The sequence below is a fragment of the uncultured Sphingomonas sp. genome (genome assembly GCF_964237155.1).
Lineage (GTDB): Bacteria > Pseudomonadota > Alphaproteobacteria > Sphingomonadales > Sphingomonadaceae > Sphingomonas.
Window position 1 is genome coordinate 12,810 of record NZ_CAXSHH010000008.1, and the last position, 18,620, is coordinate 31,429.

15 protein-coding genes are annotated in these 18,620 nt (G+C 71.4%); 10 read left to right on the forward strand and 5 right to left on the reverse strand.

The window, feature by feature from the left end:
• Positions 1–20 precede the first annotated feature (20 nt).
• The gene (locus ACFE71_RS03375; RefSeq protein WP_375427458.1) at positions 21–2,153 is read right to left on the reverse strand and encodes an ATP-binding cassette domain-containing protein; all 2,133 of its coding nucleotides are present in this window, start codon (positions 2,151–2,153) and stop codon (positions 21–23) included.
• On the opposite strand from ACFE71_RS03375, the gene ACFE71_RS03380 reads away from it, so the two are divergent.
• The 4 genes from ACFE71_RS03380 to ACFE71_RS03395 all read left to right on the forward strand — a co-directional run bounded on the left by ACFE71_RS03380 (position 2,055) and on the right by ACFE71_RS03395 (position 8,292).
• Positions 2,055–2,417, forward strand: coding sequence for a TolC family protein (locus tag ACFE71_RS03380; protein WP_375427459.1), 363 nt, complete (start codon positions 2,055–2,057; stop codon positions 2,415–2,417). The genes ACFE71_RS03375 and ACFE71_RS03380 overlap by 99 nt on opposite strands.
• 189 nt (positions 2,418–2,606) lie before the next feature.
• Positions 2,607–4,832 carry a calcium-binding protein gene (locus ACFE71_RS03385; protein WP_375427404.1) on the forward strand — a complete coding sequence of 742 codons (2,226 nt, stop codon included), beginning with the start codon at positions 2,607–2,609 and terminating at the stop codon, positions 4,830–4,832.
• A gap of 238 nt (positions 4,833–5,070) precedes the next feature.
• Positions 5,071–7,305: a hypothetical protein gene (locus ACFE71_RS03390; RefSeq protein ID WP_375427405.1), complete on the forward strand. Its 2,235-nt coding sequence runs from the start codon at positions 5,071–5,073 to the stop codon at positions 7,303–7,305.
• 9 nt (positions 7,306–7,314) lie between these two features.
• Positions 7,315–8,292, forward strand: a complete 978-nt coding sequence (locus ACFE71_RS03395) for a M23 family metallopeptidase (protein WP_375427406.1) — start codon at positions 7,315–7,317, stop codon at positions 8,290–8,292.
• 41 nt (positions 8,293–8,333) lie between these two features.
• Here the strand turns inward: ACFE71_RS03395 and ACFE71_RS03400 are convergent, their stop codons facing one another.
• The 3 genes from ACFE71_RS03400 to hemC are packed head-to-tail and all read right to left on the reverse strand — an operon-like array spanning position 8,334 to position 10,788.
• Positions 8,334–9,179, reverse strand: coding sequence for a hypothetical protein (locus ACFE71_RS03400; RefSeq protein ID WP_375427407.1), 846 nt, complete (start codon positions 9,177–9,179; stop codon positions 8,334–8,336).
• Positions 9,180–9,211: 32 nt separating this feature from the next.
• Positions 9,212–9,883 (reverse strand): uroporphyrinogen-III synthase, encoded by a 672-nt coding sequence (locus tag ACFE71_RS03405; RefSeq protein WP_375427408.1) that lies wholly within the window; start codon positions 9,881–9,883, stop codon positions 9,212–9,214.
• Positions 9,880–10,788, reverse strand: coding sequence for a hydroxymethylbilane synthase (gene hemC / locus ACFE71_RS03410; RefSeq protein WP_375427409.1), 909 nt, complete (start codon positions 10,786–10,788; stop codon positions 9,880–9,882). Before hemC ends, ACFE71_RS03405 begins: the two co-directional genes overlap by 4 nt.
• 64 nt (positions 10,789–10,852) lie before the next feature.
• Here hemC and tsaD point away from each other — a divergent pair, with 64 nt between their 5' ends.
• Both tsaD and ACFE71_RS03420 read left to right on the forward strand, forming a co-directional pair.
• Positions 10,853–11,878: a tRNA (adenosine(37)-N6)-threonylcarbamoyltransferase complex transferase subunit TsaD gene (gene tsaD / locus ACFE71_RS03415; protein ID WP_375427410.1), complete on the forward strand. Its 1,026-nt coding sequence runs from the start codon at positions 10,853–10,855 to the stop codon at positions 11,876–11,878.
• A complete protein-coding gene (locus tag ACFE71_RS03420) occupies positions 11,875–12,852 on the forward strand; it encodes an NAD(P)H-dependent glycerol-3-phosphate dehydrogenase (protein ID WP_375427411.1) in 978 nt (325 codons plus the stop codon). Before tsaD ends, ACFE71_RS03420 begins: the two co-directional genes overlap by 4 nt.
• A 179-nt stretch (positions 12,853–13,031) precedes the next feature.
• On the opposite strand, the gene ACFE71_RS03425 is transcribed toward ACFE71_RS03420, so the two are convergent.
• The gene (locus ACFE71_RS03425) at positions 13,032–13,193 is read right to left on the reverse strand and encodes a DUF1674 domain-containing protein (protein WP_375427412.1); all 162 of its coding nucleotides are present in this window, start codon (positions 13,191–13,193) and stop codon (positions 13,032–13,034) included.
• A gap of 51 nt (positions 13,194–13,244) precedes the next feature.
• Here ACFE71_RS03425 and ACFE71_RS03430 point away from each other — a divergent pair, with 51 nt between their 5' ends.
• The 4 genes from ACFE71_RS03430 to purH are packed head-to-tail and all read left to right on the forward strand — an operon-like array spanning position 13,245 to position 18,595.
• Complete coding sequence (locus ACFE71_RS03430; RefSeq protein WP_375427413.1) at positions 13,245–14,522, forward strand: RsmB/NOP family class I SAM-dependent RNA methyltransferase; 1,278 nt, start codon at positions 13,245–13,247, stop codon at positions 14,520–14,522.
• A 37-nt stretch (positions 14,523–14,559) separates the two neighbouring features.
• Complete coding sequence (gene rpe / locus ACFE71_RS03435; protein WP_375427414.1) at positions 14,560–15,216, forward strand: ribulose-phosphate 3-epimerase; 657 nt, start codon at positions 14,560–14,562, stop codon at positions 15,214–15,216.
• A complete protein-coding gene (locus ACFE71_RS03440; RefSeq protein ID WP_375427415.1) occupies positions 15,213–16,964 on the forward strand; it encodes a heparinase II/III family protein in 1,752 nt (583 codons plus the stop codon). Before rpe ends, ACFE71_RS03440 begins: the two co-directional genes overlap by 4 nt.
• 41 nt (positions 16,965–17,005) lie before the next feature.
• The gene (purH, locus tag ACFE71_RS03445) at positions 17,006–18,595 is read left to right on the forward strand and encodes a bifunctional phosphoribosylaminoimidazolecarboxamide formyltransferase/IMP cyclohydrolase (protein WP_375427416.1); all 1,590 of its coding nucleotides are present in this window, start codon (positions 17,006–17,008) and stop codon (positions 18,593–18,595) included.
• Positions 18,596–18,620 lie beyond the last annotated feature (25 nt).

Sequence of the window (18,620 nt, forward strand, 5' to 3'; positions counted from 1 at the left end):
CTGGCCGTCGCGCTCCGCCGTCAGCCGCGCGTCCTGAGCCAGGAGGGAGTCGTAGGTGAATTGGAACGCCGCGTCCTGCGCCGCGCTCTGAGTATCGTCGAGCTCGACCAGGATCTCGCCCGCCGCGACCTTGCTGCCCTCGCCGACCAGAAAGCGGCGGACGATGCAGCCCTCCAGATGCTGCACCACCCGGCGTCCGCCGCCTTCGGCGCGAAGCACGCCCGACGCGATCGCCGCGCTATGCGTTGTCGCTGCCCGCCCGAAAGCTGGAGACCGCCGTCGGTCAGGACCATGTCGTATCCGCCGTCGAGGCGCATGATCATGCCGTGGCAGTCGGCCAGCTTGGCGGCCGCGACGACCTGGTCGTCGGTCGCGTCCGGGTTGAACCGCGCGATGTTATCGCGGACCGTGCCGGGCAGGATCTCTACATCCTGCGGCAGGTAGCCGACATTCGGCCCCCAATCGGCGCGCATCCAGTCGAACACGTCGGCGTCGTCGAGCCGTACATGGCCCTGCGTCGGCCGGATGTTGCCGACGATCAGGCGCGACAGCGTCGTCTTGCCGGACGCGGACGGCCCCACCAGCGCCAGCAGCTCGCCCGCATGGAGTTTGAAGCTCACGCCGCGCAGCACGGGCGTGGCGAGCGCGGGCGGCACATAGGTCGCCCCCTGCACTGCCAGGGCGCCCGTCGGGCGCGGCAGGCTCATGGTGGACGGCCGGGGCGCGGGCAGCCCCATGAACCGGTCGATCCGGCCGAGCGCCTGCCGGGCGAGCACGAACTGCTTCCAATAGCCGATCGCCGCCTCGATGGGGGCGAGCAGCCGCGCCACGATGATCGATTCGGCGATCATCGCGCCGCCCGTGAGCTCGCGGTCGAGCACCAGGAGAGCGCCGCCGCCGAGCAGCGCGACCTGGACCAGGTAGCGCGTGAACCGCGCCCATGTCGTAATCCATACGGAGAAGCGCTGCGGCCGGGCGTTCGCGCTCAATTCCTGGCGGTGGCGCGCCGACCAATGGGTGACGGTCGCGTCCACCATGCCCATCGCGTCGATCACTTCGCTGTTCCGGACCAAGCTTTCGGCATAGTCGAGATTGGCGGTGGTGAGCGCCTGGCCGTCGCGCACCCGGGCCCGCGTGCCCCGTTCGTTCAAGAAGGCGAGAATGAACAGCACCGCCGCGCCCAGCCCCGCGATGACGCCCAGCAACGGGTGGAGCAGGAACACCACGAGCAGGTAGAGCGGCACCCACATCATGTCGACGACGCTGAACAGCGTCGGCGTGGACAGGAAATTGTTCGCCACCGACAGGTTCCGCAGCGCGTCAAGGCGGCCCGGCTGGCCCTGTGGCCGCTGTTCGAGCGACTTGGCGAGGAGGGCCGGGCCGAGCCGGCTCGAAAGCCAGCGGCCGAGCCCTTGCGCCACATGCTGGCGCACGCCGTCCAAGATCGCGCTCAGCCTGATCGCCAGCACGGCCGCGAGCGTGAGGAAATACAAGGTGTCGCGGCTTTGCGAGGTCAGCACGCGGTCGAAGATCTGCAGGGAGAAGAGGGATATCGCCAACGCCAGCACGTTCACGATGCCCGAAAATAGCACCAGCGCGCCGACCACCTGGCGGTGGGGGCGGAAAAGCGCGGCGACATGCCCCGGTCCGCCCCGTTCCCGGCGATCGCGTTCCCGGCGATATTGGCCGCGCACCGTCACGCCGCCTCTCCGATCGGAATGGAACCGCCGTCCGCGATCATTGGGGGCGAGGAGCCCGTGGACCGAGCGGGCCAGGTCCATCTGCCGCGGCGCGCCGAGCTTGGCGCGGACGCGTTTCAGATAGGTGCGTGCCGTTTCGTCCGACAGGCCGCACCTCTTCGCCGCTTCGACCAGGCTGCTCGACCGCATGAAGACGGCGAGGAAGCGCTGTGCCCCGTCGGTCGAACTGGTCGGCGGATACCAATACCTGACCGGTGGGGTCGCCAATCTGTTCATCGACAGACTGCCCAGCGACCGGTCTGCGGTGTCGCGGCCCGTATTCCGTTCCTTCAACGCGGGCAGGAATATGCCGAGATCCGCCGCGCCCGCGCCATAGAAGGACAGCGCGGTTTCCAGTTCGCTCAGGTCGCGCGCGAGGTGGCGCGGGACCTCCAGATCGCCTGGAACCGCCAACGCACCGCCGCCGACATCACCGGGGCCGCGCGCGTCGCGGTCTCCGCCAACGAGGACGCCACCATGGGCGTCGAGCGGGAAAGCCAAGTCGGCGCGCGAACCACGGTCGAAGTGCTCGACGCGCAGAACGATCTACTCTCCGCGCGGATCGTGCTGGAGCGGTCGATCCGTGCCGAATACGTCGCGCGCGCGACATCACTTGCGATAATCGGCGAGTTGCAGGACGTGTTGGTCAGGACCCAGCGCGTGACTAGCCCCGATTGAGGACAGTACAAGCTCGATCGAATGAAAATCCTTCAACATGAAAGTCTATATTCACGATCAACCCTACGTCCCTTTGCGGGGATATTGAGCGGAGCTTGGACCGGATAACTGGATCAACGACGGAATAACCGTCTGCGGGACGCTGGACATGACGCCCAGCGCCCGCGTGGTTCAGGTAAGGAATATATCATGGTTGCTCCTATTCTTCCAAAAGCCGCCACCGCGCGCGCGCAAGTCCTGGGTACCAACGCGGTCGACGTGATCGACCTTCAGACCAGCAACACCACCGCCAACCTGCCGTACAATGTGCGCGCGGGCGGCGGGAACGACCGGGTCTTCGGTAACACCCTCGACAATGATCTGTATGGTGACGCCAGCAACGACGCGTTGATCGGCCGCAGGGGCGCCGACCGCATCGAAGGCGGCACGGGCGACGATGTCCTGGTCGGCGACAATGCCTCCTTCGTCGTGACCGGACCCGGCATGGCGACCTTCACGGGCAATGACGAGGTGGGCGACGGAGCCGACTCGCTGTTCGGCGGCGCGGGCAACGACACCGCATGGGGCGGGGGCGGCGACGACTTCCTCGCCGGCGGCGCGGGCAACGACCTCCTCAACGGCCAGTCGGGCGACGACCGCGCGGTCGGCGGCGACGGCAACGACACGATCAACGGCGGCACGGGCGCGGACGACCTGTATGGCCAGGCCGGGGCCGACGTGGTCAACGGCGACTCGGGCGACGACTATATCGAAGGCGGCCTGAACGTGGTCGGGGCCGACGTGCTGAACGGCGGCGACGGCGCCGACATCATCTTCGGCGATAACGGTCATAGCTTTGGCGCGACCAGCTCGCTCCGCATGGGGACCGGCAACGGCCTGAACGCCGACGGCGGGCGCGAAAGCGACCCGTTCTTCGCCTACAACCTCGATGGCGAGTACGATCCCAGTGAGGGCCAGGCCGACGTGATCACGGCCGGCGCCGGCGACGACCAGGTCTACGGCCAGGGCGGTAACGACGTCATCGCGGGCAATGCGGGCGCCGACCTGCTCTATGGCGACGACGGCGACGACGTGGTGTCCGGCGGCGACGACGACGACCAACTGGACGGCGGCGAGGGCAACGACGTGCTCGACGGCGACGCGGGCAATGACGAGCTCAACGGCGATGCGGGCGAGGACCTGATCCGCGGAGGCATCGGCAACGACTTCGTCCAGGCCGGGGCCGACAACGATACGGTGTTCGGTGGTGCCGGCGACGACGTGCTGAACGGCGACGACGGTGCCGACAACGTGAGCGGCGAGGCCGGCGAGGACAGGATCGCGGGCGGCCTGGGCAACGACGTGCTGTCCGGCGGCGACGACAACGACGTGATCCGCGGCAACGGCGATCCGTTCGCCGATCCGGCGGATGACGGCGCCGACGACGACGACACCATTTCGGGCGGCAACGGTGCCGACCTGATCAACGGCGACGGCGGCAACGATACGCTGTCGGGCGACGCGGGCAACGACACCGTCTTCGGTGACGACGGCAACGACACGATCTTCGGCGGTACCGGCGCCGACATACTGAGCGGCGATGACGGTGCCGACACGATCTTCGGCGGAGCGGACGGCGACGTCATCACCGGAGGGGTCGGCAACGACGCGCTGTATGGCGAAGACGGCGCCGACCTGATCAACGGCAACGTCGGCAACGACTTCATTTCCGGCGGTGCCGGAGCCGACAACCTTGCCGGCGATCTGGGCGGCGACACAATCTTCGGCGGCACCGGCAACGACTTCATCTCCGGCGACGACCGTTTCGACTCGATCGGAGCCGCCACGGGCGGGCGCGACTTCCTTTATGGTGAAGCCGGCAACGACGTCATCCAAGGCGGCGGCAACAACGACTTCATCGACGGCGGCGCCGATAATGACACCCTGTTCGGCGATACCGGCAATGACACGTTGCTGGGCGGAGCCGGCGACGACGACATCGAAGGCGAGAACGGCAACGACATCCTGACCGGCGGAACGGGCGACGACACCCTGTCCGGCGGCGCGGGCAAGGACCTGTTCCTGTATGACGAGACCGGGACGAGCGCGGGCTATGGCGACGACGTCGTGCAGGCGCCGGATAACACCGGGCGGGACTTCAGCCTGACCAACCGCGATACGGTGGTGTTCGACGTGGACAGCGGTTTCGACCCCGCCACCGACCTCACCGTCGAGACGGGCAATTTCGATGGGGACTTCGACTCGCTCGACGTGATGATCACGGGTGCCAACGGCTCGGTGATGCTGGAGGACTTCTGGGCGGGAGCCGACGTCTTCAATCTGGAGTTGGCGGCAGGCGGGTTCTACGACTCGGTGGATGCGATCAACAGCTACAGCCAGGGTAATGCCGGCTACGACATGATCCAGTTCACCTGATCGAGTTCACCCGGTCTACCGATCCTAATCTCCTTTCGTATCGGGAAAGCCGGGCGGACCTCTGCGACTGGGGACGGATGGATCGCCATCCGTCCCCCTTTTTCCGTGCAGTCTGTCCCCAAGGGGGAATGTCGAGGATCGGCCCGACGTATCAATCTCTCACCGCGCGGCACGTATGACACGCGTAAACAACCGAAGCGGCGTTCAAAATGCTTCGGGAGCAGAGATATGATGCGATATGACGACCGACCCGATCCAGGTCGGTCCGGTGACGTTGCTCACCCTGGTGGGCGTCACGGACAGACCAATCGTGACCAGGGGGCGATCACCCGCTGTCACGTCCACCTTGGCGTCGCTCCCGGCGGCTCCCGACCCTGTTCCCGGTTCCGCGCCCTTTCCGGGCGCACCGCCGGATCCGTCGACGCCGGTCGTGCGGGGAACCGCGTCGCTGGTCACCTATCCCCATGCGCCCGGTCCGAGCGGTTCGATGCCCGATGCGGTGCCGTCGATGCCCGACGGACCCGACGAGACCGAGCCGCCCGAAGAGCCCGGAGCGGAACCGGGTGTCGCCGATGACATGCCGGATGAGTTCCCCATCACGTCGGACGAAAAGGGTGACGGCGGGACATCGCTCGATGATCAGGAAATTCCTCCCACGCCGCCGGATATCGGATCGATCGTCGGTGGTCCGTCCGTTCCCGACCCCATCGGTCCGGTGGTCGAGGGTCCGAGCGGAGGAGCCGGCCTGGTGGGCGACGACGCGACGAACGCGCCCGGCGACCTTGACGACTCGCGGCCGGCGGCTCGGCCGGACGACGGACCGCCTCGCGGGGGAACGGGTGGCGAGACGGCACCCGACCGGGGCGGTGACGGGGTCGGGAGCGCCGGCTCCGATCCCGGCGCGGGCGGAACCGGAACGATCGGGCCCGGCCCGACCGACATCGGAAAGGGCGATCCCGATCCAGGCACCGGGTCGGGATCGGGATCGGGCGGGGCCGGCGGCGGGCCGGTCGTCGATCCGATACTCCCCACCGATCCACCCCTGCCTCCCGATCCGAACCTGCCGGAGGACACCCCGACCGAGGAGTCCGACATCGAACAGCCCGATCGGCGCGAGCTGGCCGGCACCCCCGGCGACGATACGCTTCGTTCGGCGGAAGCCGTCACCATCCTGTCGGGCGAAGGCGCCGACCGGTTGGAAGGATCGCGCTTCGACGACTTCCTCGACGGCGGGGAAGGCGACGACGTCCTGCATGGCGGCGGCGGTGCCGATTACCTGCTCGGCGACGCGGGCGACGATATCATCGAGGGGGAGGAGGGCCCCGACTCCCTTCGCGGCATGGCCGGAGCGGACCGCCTCGACGGCGGCATGGGCGACGACGTGCTCGACGGCGCGGACGACGACGACCGGTTGGTGGGCGGAGCGGGGCTCGATGCATTGTTCGGCGGCGAGGGCGACGATGTGCTCGATGGCGGCGCGGGTGCCGACCGACTCGACGGTGAGGCCGGGAACGACCGGCTGTCCGGCGGCACGGGGCGCGACCTGCTCCTGGGCGGGGACGGTGACGATTTCCTGGATGGCGGGGCCGGGCACGACGGCGGCGGGCCGAGCGTCGCGGAGCGGGATGCGCCGGGTGGCGGACCCGGCGAAGCACTGGCCGGCGGCTTGTTCGGCGGGGCCGGAAACGACACGCTCGACGGGGGTATCGGCGACGATTTCCTCGACGGCGGCGACGGGAATGACCTGCTCGACGGCGGCGAGGGCGCCGATCTTCTTCGGGGCGGCGATGGCGGCGACCTGGTTGATGGAGGAGCGGGCGACGACGGGCTCGACGGCGGCGGCGGCGACGATCGGTTGCGCGGTGGCGCGGGCCTGGATCGGCTGGTCGGGGGAACCGGGGATGATACGCTTTCCGGCGGTGAGGACGATGACGAGCTGCATGGGGGCGATGGCGCCGATCGGCTAGTCGGCGACGGCGGGCGCGACATCCTGGACGGCGGCGCCGGCTCGGACTGGGCGGACGGCGGCGAGGGCGACGACATGGTGAACGGCGGAGCGGGCGACGACCTCCTCTTCGGCGGCGGCGGCGACGACATATTGCGCGGGGGCGACGGCAACGATTGGCTGCATGGCGGGGCGGGCGACGACCTCCTGTCGGGCGGGGTCGGCAAGGACCGGTTCGTCTTCGATGCGACCGTCCCGTTCGGCGACGACCGCATCGTCGCCTTCGGCCCCAACAACCGCGACACCATCATCTTCGACGTGGACGATCCCGAACTGGCCGAGGAGGAGATCATCGTCACCTTCGACCTCGACGCGGGCATGATGACGCTGCGTTTCGGTGCATCGGGAAGCGTGACCCTGCCCGACATATCGCACGGGCTGCTCGCGCAGCTGATGGCGACGAGCGTCGATGAGGTGAACGGATTCTCCCAGGGACTGGCGGGCTACGACATGATCAAGTTCGTTTGAGGAACGTCGATGCGTGCCTCGATCCTGATGGCGGCGGCGCTCCTGCCGATCCAAGCGACACCGTCAGGCGCACCCGTGCCGCGGCTCGTTCAGCCGATCGCCTGCGAGGTCGGGCGCGACTGCCTGATCCAGAAATTGCCGGACGCGGATCCGGGTCCGGGTCGCGCCGATCATCGATGCGGACGGATGACGACGGACGGGCATGACGGCGTCGATTTCCGCCCGCGCGGCGATGATGTCGTGGCGCGCGGTGTCGCGGTGCTCGCGGCCGCCGACGGCACGGTGATCCGGGCACGTGACGGGGAGCCCGATCGAAGCGTATTCGAGCGCGGCTCGACCGGCGGGCGCGATGCCGGCAATGGCGTGGTGATCGGTCATGGCGGTGGCTGGGAGACGCAATATAGCCACCTGCGCCAAGGCAGCGTGCGCGTCCGCCCCGGCCGGCGCCTCCGCGCGGGCGAGCCGATCGGCGCCGTGGGCCTGTCGGGGGTGACCGAATACCCGCACCTTCATTTCAGTGTGCGTCGGGCGGGCGTGAAAATCGATCCGTTCACCGGGCTGTCGTTGACGACGCGGTGCGGCGCGGCGGGTGCGACGATGTGGGACGCGCGCGCCGCGGCGGCGCTCGCCTACAGGCCCGCCGCGCTGATCGGGATGGGGTTCGGTTCACGCGTGGCCGGTTCGGCGCGGCCGACGCCCGCAAGCGTAGACGGTGTGCTCGCGCCCGACCGACCGCTGATCCTGTGGGCCGAGGTTGCGGGGGCGGAACCGCGCGACCTCCAGCGTTTCCTGATCACCGGGCCGGACGGCGCGGTCGTGCTCGACCGCAAGGTCCCCGTCGCCTCCGGCGGGCTGGTCTGGTTTGCCTTCGCCGGCGCGCGCGCGCCATCTTCCGGATGGCGACGAGCAAGATATCACGGCCGGTATGAACTTATCCGGGCCGCCAGACCGCTCGTGAGCGGGGCGGCATCGGCGGAGCTGCGATAGTTCGCCTTTCCGAGGATTGGAAGACGGTCGGTTCCACCGATTTACCGCGGGGGTACGCGAGCGATCGCCATCGCGACCGGCGGCGTCACGGCCGCATCCTCCAGCGCGTCCAGGGCGCGGCGCGTCTCCACATATCGCCCCGCCGCCGCCAGCCACTTTCCCGCCCGGTCCGCGCCCGGCAGCGTCCGCGTCTCGACCAGCGCCGCCTCCACCTGCCCGCCATCGAGCAGCCGCCTTGCGCGCGCGAGACGTTCCACAGGGAGCGAGCGGGGAAAGTCCGCGCGGCGGAGCACCACGAGTTCGCCCAGCTCGCGGCGGAGCGCACGCCATACGTCGCCCCGCGATCGGGTCTGGAGTTCGGGCGCGATCGCGTCGAGGCCCAGGCGAAGATCCTCCAGCGTCACCGGCTCGCGCGCGGCGGCCGCGACGATCTCGACCGCGCGGGCGTTCGTTCCGTCGAACCGCTCGCGGAGCCGCTCTCCGGTGGTCCCGAGCGGAAGGCCGCGATCGATCAGCCGCCGTGCGGCGACCGTCAGGAGCAGCGCCTCGGCCCTGCCCGCCTGCGCGCCCGCCTGGGCGGCATCGCCGGCGGTCGCGGCCACGCGCTCCTCCAGGGCGGTGAGTTGCGCGTCCAGCCTCGCCTCGCGGGAGGTGAGCGTGGCGAGATCGTCGGCGGGCATGGGCGCCGCCGGCCGAAGAGGTTGCGCGACGGCGGGCGCGGTGGACCGGGCGGCCGTTTCTGGGGCACGGTCGGGGGCGAACCAGTCGAAACGTCGCGCCCCCCAGGCGGCGACCGCTAACCCGGCGAGGAAGGTCAGGACGAATAGGAGGCCGATGATGCCGAACTGCGGGCGCGAACGCATGTCGATCGGCGAGCGATACTCCATCGCGCCGCTTATCCCCGCCCGGTCAGCCCCCGTCAATCGCGACGGGGACCGAGCAGGTCCAACAGCGCGGCGTCGGTGGGGCGGGTGGCGACGACGGCGTGTCGCCAGCCTTCGCCGGCAGCGGCGAGCACCGCCGGGCTGAGCGCCGCGAGCGTGATGGAGGCGCGCGGGATCGCATCGCGGTCGACGATCTCCGCCAGCCGCCGGGCGGCGCGGGGCGAGTGGAGGAGCGCGGTCCAGCCATCGGCCAACAGGCGGGTCGCGCCCGCTGCGATCGGGACCGGGTCGCTGGCATAGACCGATATCGCCGTCACGCCGGCAAGGTCGGGCATCCGATCGCGCCCGGCGAGATGGAGGGGGCGGCCCAGCCCGCGCCCTCGCGCCGCCGCGAGCGCGGTCGTCACATCACCGTCGCCGATGACGGCGATCGTCAGTCCCGCCGCCCGCGCCGCCGCGGCCGTGCCCTCGCCCACCGCGATCCCCGGCAAGCGTTCCAGCGCCGCCAGCCCCGGCCCGGCGTGGCGCGCCGCCGATGCGCTGGTCAGGAGCAGCGCGTCGAAACCGTCCGGGTCCGGCGGGGTCCAGGCGAGAGGGCGGACGGCGAACAGCGGCAGACGCATGACGTCGAACCCGCGCTCGGCGGCGCGCTCGGCGGTTCGCGCATTCCCCGGCTCGGGCCGAAGAATGGCCGCGCGGAGCTTCACGTCGCGAACAGCCGCCGGATCGCGGGCGGGGCGCGGGCGAGCAGGTCGGCGGCGAGTTGCGCGCCTAGATCCGCGTTCCCGCCCTCCGCCGCGCCGCACGCCTGCTCCTCGCCGTCTGCGGAGAGGAGCGACGCGCGGAGGTGGAGGGACGCGCCGATGAGGCTCGCGAGCGCGGCGACGGGGGAATGGCAATCGGCCCCGAGCGCGGCGAGCAGCGCGCGCTCGGCGAGCACGCAACGGTGGGTGTCGGCGTGATCGATCGCGGAAACGACCCCGGCCGCGCGCGCGTCCTCGGCGCGGATCTCGATACCGACCGCGCCTTGCGCGGGAGCGGGGAGCATGATGTCGGTGGATATCGCGACGCCCACCTCCGGCCGGCCGAGCCGGTCGAGCCCGGCGGCCGCGAGCATCGTCGCGTCGACCTCCCCGGCCGCGAGCTTGGCCAAGCGGGTGTCGACGTTGCCGCGAATGGGGACGATGCGGAGGTCGGGGCGCCGCGCCAACAGCTGCGCGCGGCGGCGGGGCGAGCTGGTGCCGACGGTCGCGCCGCGTGGGATCGCCTCGATCGACTCCGCGCCGACGAGGCGGTCGCGCACGTCGGCGCGGGGCAGGGTGGCGGCGATGAGAAAGTCCGGGGGGCGGAGCGTCTCCACGTCCTTCATCGAATGCACGCACGCGTCGATCTCGCCGGCCAGCAGCGCGCGATCGAGCTCGCGCGTCCACAGCGCCTTGCCGCCGATCTCGGCCAAGGGGCGGTCCTGGATGCGGTCGCCGGTGGTGCGGATCACCACCGTCTCGATCCGGTCGGGCGACCAGCCGTGCGCGGCCGCGAGCGCGTCGGCGACCATGCGCGCCTGGGTGAGCGCGAGCGGCGAGCCGCGGGTGCCGAGGCGGAACGGGGGCATGCCGGGCGCTTAGGCCTGGGGAGACCGCTTCGACAAGCGGCGCGGGGGAGGGTAGGGTGATCCTATGATCGTGCTGGGCCTGGAATCCTCCTGCGACGAGACCGCCGCCGCGCTCGTGACCGACGAACGCGAGGTGCTGGCGCACCGGCTCCTGGGGCAGGAGGCGGCGCACCGGCCCTATGGCGGCGTGGTGCCCGAGATCGCGGCGCGCGCGCACGTGGAGGCGCTGGAGCCGCTGATCGTCGCCGCGCTCGACGACGCCGGGTTGACGCTCGCGGATGTGGACGCGGTCGCGGCGACGGCGGGGCCGGGGCTGATCGGCGGCGTGATGGTCGGGCTGGTGACGGGCAAGGCGCTGGCGCATGCGGCGGGCAAGCCGCTGGTCGCGGTCAACCACTTGGAGGGGCACGCGCTGTCGCCGCGGCTGGTCGATCCGGGGTTGGGATTTCCGTATCTGCTGCTGCTGGTGTCGGGGGGGCATTGCCAGCTGCTGCGCGTGGAGGGGGTCGGGCGGTACCGGCGGCTCGCCACCACGATCGATGACGCGGTGGGGGAGGCGTTCGACAAGACCGCCAAGATCCTGGGGCTGGGCTTTCCCGGCGGGCCTGCGGTGGAGCGGGCGGCGCTGGCGGGCGATCCCCGCGCGGTGCCGCTGCCGCGGCCGTTGAAAGGGTCGGCCGAGCCGCATTTCTCTTTCGCGGGGCTGAAGAGCGCGGTGGCGCGGGCGGCGGGCGCGCATTCGGCGGAGGATCTCGCGGCCTCGTTCCAGGCGGCGGTGGTCGATTGCCTCATCGACCGGACCGCGCGGGCGCTGGACGCGTCGCCGGGCGTGACCGCCTTGGTGGTCGCGGGCGGCGTGGCGGCGAATGCGGCGGTGCGGAGCGCGCTCGAAGTGCTGGCGGCGGAGCGCGGCCTGCCCTTCATCGCGCCGCCGGGATGGCTGTGCACCGACAACGCGGCGATGATCGCGTGGGCCGGGGCGGAGCGGTTCGCGGCGGGGCTGGTCGATCCGCTGGATGCGCCCGCGCGGGCGCGCTGGCCGCTCGATCCGACGGCGGAGCCGGTGCGCGGGGCGGGGGTGAAGGCGTGAAGATCGGGGTGATCGGCGGCGGGGCGTGGGGCACCGCATTGGCGCAGGTGGCGGCGCGGGGCGGGACCGAGCCGGTCGTGCTGTGGGCGCGCGAGCCAGAGGTGGTGGCGGGGATCAACGGCGCGCGCCTCAACGGAGCGTTCCTGCCCGGGGTGCCGCTGGCGGAGTCGATCCGCGCGACGGGGTCGCTGGAGGAGCTTGGCGAGTGCGAGGCGCTGCTGGTGGTCGCGCCCGCGCAGCATGTACGCGGCGTGCTGGCGGCGCTGCCCGCAGGCGACGCGCCGCTGGTGCTGTGCGCCAAGGGGATCGAGGCGGGGAGCAAGCTGCTCGTCGGCGAGGTCGCGCAGGAAGTGCGGCCGGGCGCGCCGGTGGCGGTGCTGTCGGGACCGACCTTCGCGCACGAGGTCGCCGCGGGCAAGCCGACGGCGGTGACGCTGGCCTGCGCCGATGCCGGGGTGCGCGCGGCGCTGGGCGCGCGCCTCGCCTCACCCAGCTTCCGCCCCTACGGGTCGGAGGACGTGGTCGGCGCGGAGATCGGCGGGGCGGTGAAGAACGTGCTCGCCGTCGCGTGCGGCGTGGTAGAGGGCGCGGGGCTGGGCCAGAACGCGCGCGCGGCGGTGATCGCGCGGGGGTTCGCGGAGATGACGCGGTTCGGGCTGGCCAGGGGGGCGAAGGTCGCGACCCTGAGCGGATTGTCGGGACTGGGCGACCTGGTGCTCACCTGTTCGTCGACGAGTTCGCGGAACTTCTCGCTCGGGGTCGGGCTCGGGCGGGGCAGGGCGGCGACGGAACTGCTTGCCGACCGGCGGACCGTGGCGGAGGGGGCGTTCACGGCGCCCGTCCTGGCGGAGGCGGCGCGCGACGCTGGCGTGGACATGCCGGTGACGGACGCGGTGGTGCGGCTGCTCGGCGGCGAGGACGTGCGCGCGGTGGTCGAGGCGCTGCTGGCGCGGCCGCTCCGGGACGAGGGGTAATTGATACCCTCTCCCGCTTTCGCGGGAGAGGGACAGGCGCGTGAGCGCGAGGGTGAGGGCCGGACCTTTCCGGAAACTGCCCTCACCCGACCTCGCTGCGCTCGGCCACCAGTGTCGGGTTGGTCATGCCGGGGGCATGACCAACCCGACACTCCCGCAAAAGCGGGAGAGGGCTTTATTCAAAAGTCAATCGCGATGCCCTTATGCTCCCAGTCGCCGTAGCGGACGGGGTTCTTGCCCATAGGGTCGTGCTCGGGCTCGGCGACCTCCTCCGGCTGGGGGACGGGCGGGTTGGGGGTGAGATAGGCGGGGGGCTTCAGGTGGTCGGGACGCTTGCTCATGGGTACGGCTCCGGTTGCGCGTGGCGCTGCTTCACTCCAGATCGGAGGTGCATGACCCTACCGCAACCCTCCCGCTACCTGTCCGACGACGTTCCCGGATTACCCGCGCGGCGCGCCGCGTTGAAGCTCCTCGACGCGGTGCTGCGCCAGGGACGCCCGCTCGAGGCGGCGCTTGCGGGGGCGACGAACGCGGTGCGCGGGCCCGACCGGGCGCTCGCGCATATGATCGCGGCAACGGTGCTGCGGCGCCTGCCCGATCTGGACGCGCTGATCGACGGGGCGACCGCGCGGCGGTTGCCCGATGACGCCAAGGCGCGGACCGCGCTCAGGATCGCGCTGGGGCAGGCGTTGGTGCTGGGAACGCCCCCGCATGCGGCGATCGCGACGGTGCTGCCGCTCGTCGATGGCGGCCCGCGCAAACTGGTGCACGGTGTGTTCGGGGCGGTAATGCGGGCGAAGGCCGTTCTTCCCGATCCGCCCAACCTTCCCGCCGACGTCGCCGATCGCTGGACGCGAGACTGGGGCGAGGATGCCGTCCTTGCCGCGCGGCGCGCGATCGCGGAGTCGCCGCCGCTGGACCTGACGCTCGCCCGGCCCGGGGCTACGGCGGAATGGGCGGAGCGGCTGGGAGGCGAGAGCTTCGGCCCCGGCCATGTGCGGCTCCCCGCGCGCGCGGCGGTGGTGGAGTTGCCCGGCTATACCGAAGGCGCGTGGTGGGTGCAGGACTGGTCGGCCTCGCTCCCCGTGCGCGCGCTGCTGGAGGGATGGGGCGACCGCCCGCCCGGCCGCGTGCTCGACCTGTGCGCGGCGCCCGGGGGCAAGGCACTCCAGCTCGCGGCGGCGGGGTGGGACGTGGTCGCGGTCGACCAGTCGGAAAGTCGTCTGGCGCGACTTCGCGAGAATTTTGTGCGGTGCGGGTTGGTGGCGGAGGTGGCGCTGGGCGATGTGCTGACCTGGGAGCCGGACGCCCTGGTGGACGCAGTGTTGGTCGATGCGCCGTGCAGCGCGACGGGCATCTTCCGGCGACATCCGGACGTGCTCCACCGCGCGCATCCGCGGTTCGTTGCCGAGATGGCGGAGGTCCAGGCGCGGCTGCTCGCGCGCGCGGCGGAGTGGGTCCGGCCGGGCGGCGTCCTCGTCTACGCTACATGCTCGCTGGAGCGTGCGGAAGGGGAGGAACAGGCGGATCGGTTTCTGGGCGAGCGGTCGGACTATGCGAACGCCCCGCCGTCGATCGCGGGCGGGGAGCGATACACGCGCATCCTGCCGTCGACGATGCCGGGGGGGTGCGACGGGTTCTTCATCGCGCGGTTCACGCGCAACGGCTGACTTGCCGGGGCGTTCGGGGGTGATAGAGGCCCCCACCATGTCACGATCCGTCCGCGTCGCCCCGTCCATCCTGTCCGCCGATTTCGCGCGGTTGGGCGAGGAGGTGCGCGCCGTCGACGAGGCGGGAGCGGACTGGATCCATCTGGACGTGATGGACGGGCATTTCGTCCCCAACATCTCATTCGGCCCCGGCGTGGTGCGCGCGATCCGGCCGCTTACGCCCAAGCCTTTCGACGTCCATCTGATGATCGCGCCGACCGACGCTTATCTGGACGCGTTCGCCGAGGCGGGGGCGGACACGATCTCCGTCCATCTGGAGGCTGGGCCGCACATCCATCGGTCGGTCGGGCACATCAAGTCGCTGGGGCTGCGCGCGGGCGTCGCGCTGAATCCGGGCACGCCGGCCAAGATGCTCGATTATCTGCTCGACCTGATCGATCAGGTGATCGTGATGACGGTCAATCCCGGCTTCGGCGGGCAGCGTTTCATCGGGTCGCAGCTGAAGAAGGTCGCCGCCATTCGCAAGATGATCGACGCGACCGGTCGCCCCATCGATCTGGAGGTCGATGGCGGGATCGACGCCGAGACCGCTCGCCAGGCGATCGACGCGGGCGCCGACGTACTGGTGGCGGGCACGTCGGTGTTCGGAACGGACGATTACGCCAGGAACATCGCGCGGCTCCGGCCCGCATGAGCCGTGACGACCCGGAGGCCCCGGTCCCGAGGGACGGGATCGACGAGGGCAAGCGGCTGATCCGGGTCGGCGGCGACAAGGGGCTGTCGCTCGCCGACCGACTGTCGGAGCGATTCCACCGGCTGACCTGGCGCACCCCGCTCCACGACCTGCGGCTGAAGGACCGGCATCCGCTCAAGCTGATCGCGGTACCCGACGATCCGATCCCGGGCGATGTCGGACGCGGGCGCGCGCTGCTCGCCGGGCGGCTCGTATTTTCGGGCGAGGAGCGCGCGCTGGGCGGACTGGACCTGCGCCGACCCGACTGGGGCAAGCCCTTCGCCGACCATCTTCAGAGTTTCGCGTGGTTGCGCGACCTTTCGACGGTCGCGACGCGTGCCGAGGCCGCGCCGGTCGCGGAGGCGCTGATGGCGCGCTGGCTCGACGCGCATGCGGACGCCGTCGACCAGACGGGGTGGCGTGCCGACCTCTGGGGTCGGCGCGTGCTGGCCTGGACCGCGCACGCGCCGCTGATCCTGTCCTCGACCGACCTGGTCTATAGATCGCGGGTGCTGAATGCCTTGGCGCGGGGCGGGCGGCACCTCGACCGCTATGCCGACAATACGCCCGCCGGGGCCGCGCGGATCGCCGCGTGGTGCGGGGTGGTGTCGTGTGGATTGCTGATACCGGGCGGCGAGGCGCGGTTGCGCTTCGGCGAGGCGGGGCTGGCGCGCGCGCTGGGGGCCAGCCTGTTCGAGGATGGCGGCATCGTGTCGCGCTCACCGTCGATGCTGCTGGGGACGATCGACCTGCTGGCGAGTCTCGGCGCCTGCTACGACGCGCGTCGGGAGGATATGCCCGATGCGGTGACGGGTGCGCTGGCGCGGATGGTGCCGGCGCTACTCGGAGTCGCGCATGGCGATCGGGGGTTGTCGAGCTGGCAGGGCGGGGGTCCCGTCGCCGCGACGCGCGTCGCGGCGGTGATCGAGGCGAGCGGGATACGCACCCGCCCGCTCCGCCAGGCGCGCGACTGGGGTTATCAGCGGCTGACGGCGGGGAGCGCGGTGCTGATCGTCGACGCCGCGCCGCCGCCCGTGGCGCGGGTGGTCGAGGGCGGATGCGCGTCGACGCTGGCGTTCGAGTTCTCCGACGGCCCGACGCGGCTGGTCGTGAACTGCGGCGGCGCGCGCGAGGCGGTGGCGGGCTTGCCGCGCACGCTCATCGAAGGGCTGCGCACGACGGCCGCGCATTCGACGCTCGGCCTGGCCGACACCAACTCGACGGCGATCCACGCCGACGGCACGCTCGGGCGCGGGGTCGGCGAGGTCGAACTGTCGCGTCAGGAGAGCGAGGCGGGCAGCCGGATCGAGGGCGCGCATGACGGTTATGCGCGCCGCTTCGGTTTCGTCCACCGCCGCCGGCTAATGCTGTCCGCCGATGGGCGCGAGCTGCGCGGTGAGGATGCGCTGCTGCCGCGCGGACGCCGCCGCCGGTCGGGGACGACGCCGTTCGCGATCCGGTTCCATCTGGGGCGCGGCATCGAGGCGGAGCCGACCGCCGACGGCCAGGCGGCGATCCTGCGGACCCGCGGCGGTGAAGCCGGGGGCGGACCGTGGCAGTTCCGCTGCCGGGGCGGGGCGCTGGCGATCGACGGGTCGGTGTGGATCGACGAGGCGGGGCGCCCGGTGGCGACACGCCAGCTGGTCGTCGCGGGCGAGGCGGCAGCGGGGGGCGCCAGCGTCGGCTGGCTCTTGAAGCGGGCGCGGTAGGCGGGCAGGGCGCGCGCGTCGCTGGTCACCGGAGTTCCCCCATGTCGCTCGTCCCCGTCAAGCGCGCCCTGCTGTCCGTGTCCGACAAGGCGGGGGTCGTCGACCTCGCCCGTGCGCTGGCGGCGCGCGGCGTCGAGCTGGTATCGACGGGCGGCACCGCCGCCGCGCTCCGGGATGCGGGGCTGACGGTGCGCGACGTGGCCGAGCTGACGGATTTCCCCGAGATGATGGACGGCCGGGTCAAGACGCTCCACCCGGCGGTGCATGGCGGGCTGCTCGCGGTGCGTGACGATCCGGCGCATGCGGCGGCGATGGCGCAACACGGGATCGGAGCGATCGATCTGGTGGTGGTCAATCTTTACCCGTTCGAGGCGACGGTCGCGCGGGGCGCGGAACGGGGCGAGGTGATCGAGAATATCGACATAGGCGGGCCGTCGATGGTGCGGTCGGCGGCGAAGAACCACGCCTATGTGGCGATCGTCACCGACCCTGCGGACTATCCGGCGCTGCTGGCCGAGCTCGACGCGAACGACGGCGCGACGACGCTCGAGCTGCGGAGGCATCTGGCCGCGAGCGCGTTCGCCGCGACCGCCACCTATGATTCGATGATCGCGAGCTGGTTCGCTTTCGCCGATCAGGGCGAGCGATTTCCGGGGACGCTGCCGCTGATCCTCCAGCGGCAGGACGAACTGCGCTATGGGGAGAACCCGCACCAAGCCGCCGCCTTCTACGCGAGCCGAGGCCCGTCGGCGCGCGGGATCGGGCAGGCGGACCAGGTCGGGGGCAAGGCACTCAGCTACAACAACCTCAACGACGCGGACGCCGCGCTCGAATTGCTGGCGGAGTTCCGCGACGCGGAACCGACGGCGGTGATCGTCAAGCACGCCAACCCCTGCGGCGTCGCGACGGCGCCGACGGCGGAGGCGGCGTACCGGGCGGCGTTCGCCTGCGACCCTGTGTCGGCGTTCGGCGGCATCGTCGCGGTCAACCGTCCGCTCGACGGCCCGACCGCGGCCGCGATCGCGGAGATCTTCACCGAGGTCGTGGTCGCGCCGGACGCGGACGAGGAGGCGCGGGCGGTGTTCGCGCGCAAGAAGAACCTGCGGCTGTTGTTGACGGGTGAGTTGCCCGATCCGGCGCGCGGCGGGCTGTCGGCCAAGTCGATCGCGGGCGGCTGGCTCGTCCAGTCACGCGACGGGGGACGGTTGACCGACGAGATGCTCCAGGTCGTCACCAAGCGGCGGCCGACGGAGCGGGAGCTGGCGGACTGTCGTTTTGCCTGGATCATCGCCAAGCACGTCAAATCGAACGCGATCGTCTATGCCCGGGACGGCGCGACGGCCGGCGTCGGGGCAGGGCAGATGAACCGGCTGGAATCGGCGCGCATCGCCGCCTGGAAGGCGCGCGACGCGGCGGACAGGGCGGGCTGGGCGGAGCCGCGCACGATCGGCTCGGCGGTGGCGTCCGACGCGTTCTTCCCCTTCGCGGACGGGCTGACGGCGGCGGTGGAGGCGGGCGCGACCGCGGTGATCCAGCCCGGCGGCTCGATCCGCGACGCGGAGGTGATCGCGGCGGCCGACGAGGCGGGGCTGGCGATGGTGTTCACGGGCATGAGGCATTTCCGGCATTGATCGTCGCGACCGCCCCGTCCGAGGT

Coding starts and splice junctions, on each gene's coding strand:
- ACFE71_RS03385 (WP_375427404.1), top strand. CDS start 2,607: ATGGTTGCTCCTATTCTTCCAAAAGCCGCCACCGCGCGCGCGCAAGTC.
- rpe (WP_375427414.1), top strand. CDS start 14,560: ATGTCACGATCCGTCCGCGTCGCCCCGTCCATCCTGTCCGCCGATTTC.
- ACFE71_RS03400 (WP_375427407.1), bottom strand. CDS start 9,179: ATGGAGTATCGCTCGCCGATCGACATGCGTTCGCGCCCGCAGTTCGGC.
- purH (WP_375427416.1), top strand. CDS start 17,006: ATGTCGCTCGTCCCCGTCAAGCGCGCCCTGCTGTCCGTGTCCGACAAG.
- ACFE71_RS03390 (WP_375427405.1), top strand. CDS start 5,071: ATGACGACCGACCCGATCCAGGTCGGTCCGGTGACGTTGCTCACCCTG.
- hemC (WP_375427409.1), bottom strand. CDS start 10,788: ATGCCCCCGTTCCGCCTCGGCACCCGCGGCTCGCCGCTCGCGCTCACC.
- tsaD (WP_375427410.1), top strand. CDS start 10,853: ATGATCGTGCTGGGCCTGGAATCCTCCTGCGACGAGACCGCCGCCGCG.
- ACFE71_RS03395 (WP_375427406.1), top strand. CDS start 7,315: ATGCGTGCCTCGATCCTGATGGCGGCGGCGCTCCTGCCGATCCAAGCG.
- ACFE71_RS03425 (WP_375427412.1), bottom strand. CDS start 13,193: ATGAGCAAGCGTCCCGACCACCTGAAGCCCCCCGCCTATCTCACCCCC.
- ACFE71_RS03440 (WP_375427415.1), top strand. CDS start 15,213: ATGAGCCGTGACGACCCGGAGGCCCCGGTCCCGAGGGACGGGATCGAC.
- ACFE71_RS03430 (WP_375427413.1), top strand. CDS start 13,245: ATGACCCTACCGCAACCCTCCCGCTACCTGTCCGACGACGTTCCCGGA.